The following is a 2,265-nucleotide window of genomic DNA, read 5'->3' as shown; positions in this document are numbered from 1 at the left end:
AGGCCCCCGTGGCCTGGGCGGGCGGTGTCGTTTCCCGGCCCGCCCGGGCGGCGCGGTACGGTGCACCCAGGTCTCCCGGGCCGAGGAATGGGGTGCAGCGCTGTGGGAACGGTCGTGCTCGTCACCGGCGTGGCCCGCCACCTCGGCGCCCGCTTCGCCGCCGGGCTGCGCCGCCGGCCGGGCGTGGACCTGGTGGTCGGCGTGGACGTGCAGCCGCCGCGTCCGGCGCCGCGCGCGCTCGCGGAGCCGGACGGGCCCGCCGCGCCGTACCGCTTCCACCAGCTCGACCTGCGCCGCCCCGCCGTGGCGCGGGTGATCGCCGAGCACGGCGTCGACACGGTCGTCCACCTCGCGGTCAGCGCGACCGGGCTGGGCTCCACCCACCGCTCCGCGGTGAAGGAGGCCAACGTGATCGGCACCATGCAGCTGCTCGGCGCCTGTCAGAAGGCGCCGGGGGTGCGGCGGCTGGTGGTGAAGTCGACCACCGGCGTCTACGGCTCGGCGCCGCGCGACCCCGCGGTGTTCACCGAGCGGACCCAGCCGAAGGTGCTGCCGGGCGGCGGATTCGCCAAGGACGCCGTCGAGGTCGAGGGCTACGTCCGGGGCTTCGCCCGGCGCCGCCCGGACGTCGCGGTCACCGTGCTGCGGTTCGCCAACATCGTCGGCCCGGGCGCCGACACCCCGCTCAGCGACTACTTCGCGCTGCCGGTGCTGCCGACCGTGTTCGGTTACGACCCCCGGCTGCAGTTCGCGCACGAGGACGACGTGATCGAGGTGCTCTGCCGGTCCTCCTTCCCGGCCGAGCCGGGCACCGTGAACACCGGCACCTTCAACGTCGCGGGGGAGGGCGTCCTGCTGCTCTCCCAATGCGCCCGCCGGCTGGGCCGGCCGACCCTGCCGCTGCTGCTGCCCGCCGTCAGCTGGATGGCCGGCCTGGCCCGGCAGACCCGGCTGGTCGACGTCTCGCCCGAACAGCTGCGGCTGCTGACCCACGGCCGGGTGGTGGACACCGCGCGGCTGCGCGAGGCGTTCGGCTACCGTCCGGCGTTCACCACCCCGGAGGCCTTCGCGGACTTCGCCGCCGCGCGGTCGCCCGGCCTGCTGCCCCCGCACCGGCTGACCGCCGTCACCGACGGCCTGGCCGCGCTGCTGGCCGGGTCCGACGCCGCCACCGCCCGCCCGCACCGACCCAGGAGCTGAACCCGCATGAGTGCCGCCGCCGAGAACGCGCCGGGCGAGGCGAAGGTCATCCCGATCGAGTCCGCGCCCAGCTGGAGTGAGCCGCCGGCCGACGGTCCCGGGCTGGCCGACCGGGTGGCCGAGGCCGTCGGCGGGGCGCTGGCCGGGCGGCTCGGCGCCGCCGCGACCAGGGCGTTCGGCAAGGGCTGGGAGGACCGGGCCGCCGACGGCCTGGCCTTCCTGCGCCGCCGGATCAGCGGCGACTACGAGGTCGACGAGTTCGGCTTCGACCGGGAGCTCACCGAGGAGGTGCTGCTCGGGCTGCTGCGGCCGCTGGCGAAGAAGTACTTCCGGGTGGAGGTGCGCGGGATCGAGAACATCCCGGCCGAGGGCGGTGCGCTGATCGTCGCCAACCACTCCGGGACGATCCCGCTGGACGCCCTGATGACCCAGGTGGTGATACACGACCACCACCCGCGCCACCGGCACCTGCGGATGCTCGCCGCCGACCTGGTGTTCGTGCTGCCGGGCGTCAACGAGCTGGCCCGCAAGGCCGGGCACACCCTGGCCTGCAACGAGGACGCCCAGGCGCTGCTGGAGCGCGGCGAGCTGGTCGGGGTCTGGCCGGAGGGCTTCAAGGGGATCGGCAAGCCGTTCGCCGAGCGGTACAAGCTGCAGCGGTTCGGCCGGGGCGGTTTCGTCTCCTCGGCGCTGCGGGCCCGGGTGCCGATCGTGCCCTGCTCGATCGTCGGGGCGGAGGAGACCTATCCGATGATCGGGAACTTCCGGACGCTGGCCCGGCTGCTGGGCCTGCCGTACGTGCCGATCACGCCGACCTTCCCGTGGCTGGGGCCGCTCGGCGCGGTGCCGCTGCCGACCAAGTGGATCATCGAGTTCGGCGAGCCGATCGCCACCGACCGGCACCCGGCGGAGGCGGCGGACGATCCGATGCTGGTCTTCGACCTGGCCGACGAGGTGCGGGAGACCATCCAGCACACGCTCTACCAGCTGCTGGTGCAGCGGCGGTCGGTCTTCTTCTGACCGCGCGCGGACGCGGGCGGGCCCCGGCGGACGAGGTGTCCGCCG

The 2,265-nt window shown here is 75.0% G+C and carries 2 protein-coding genes; both read left to right on the top strand.

Going from position 1 to position 2,265, the window contains the following annotated elements:
• Positions 1–102: 102 nt before the first annotated feature.
• Positions 103–1,200 carry an NAD-dependent epimerase/dehydratase family protein gene (locus ABD308_RS05180; RefSeq protein WP_344326767.1) on the top strand — a complete coding sequence of 366 codons (1,098 nt, stop codon included), beginning with the start codon at positions 103–105 and terminating at the stop codon, positions 1,198–1,200.
• A 6-nt stretch (positions 1,201–1,206) separates the two neighbouring features.
• Positions 1,207–2,220: a lysophospholipid acyltransferase family protein gene (locus ABD308_RS05175; RefSeq protein WP_344326764.1), complete on the top strand. Its 1,014-nt coding sequence runs from the start codon at positions 1,207–1,209 to the stop codon at positions 2,218–2,220.
• The last annotated feature ends 45 nt before the right edge of the window (positions 2,221–2,265 follow it).

The sequence above is a fragment of the Kitasatospora putterlickiae genome, assembly GCF_039527695.1.
Taxonomy (GTDB): domain Bacteria; phylum Actinomycetota; class Actinomycetes; order Streptomycetales; family Streptomycetaceae; genus Kitasatospora; species Kitasatospora putterlickiae.
The sequence above is the reverse complement of the archived record's forward strand: the minus strand, read 5'-3'. Positions and strand labels throughout refer to the sequence as shown.

Coding starts and splice junctions, on each gene's coding strand:
- ABD308_RS05175 (WP_344326764.1), top strand. CDS start 1,207: ATGAGTGCCGCCGCCGAGAACGCGCCGGGCGAGGCGAAGGTCATCCCG.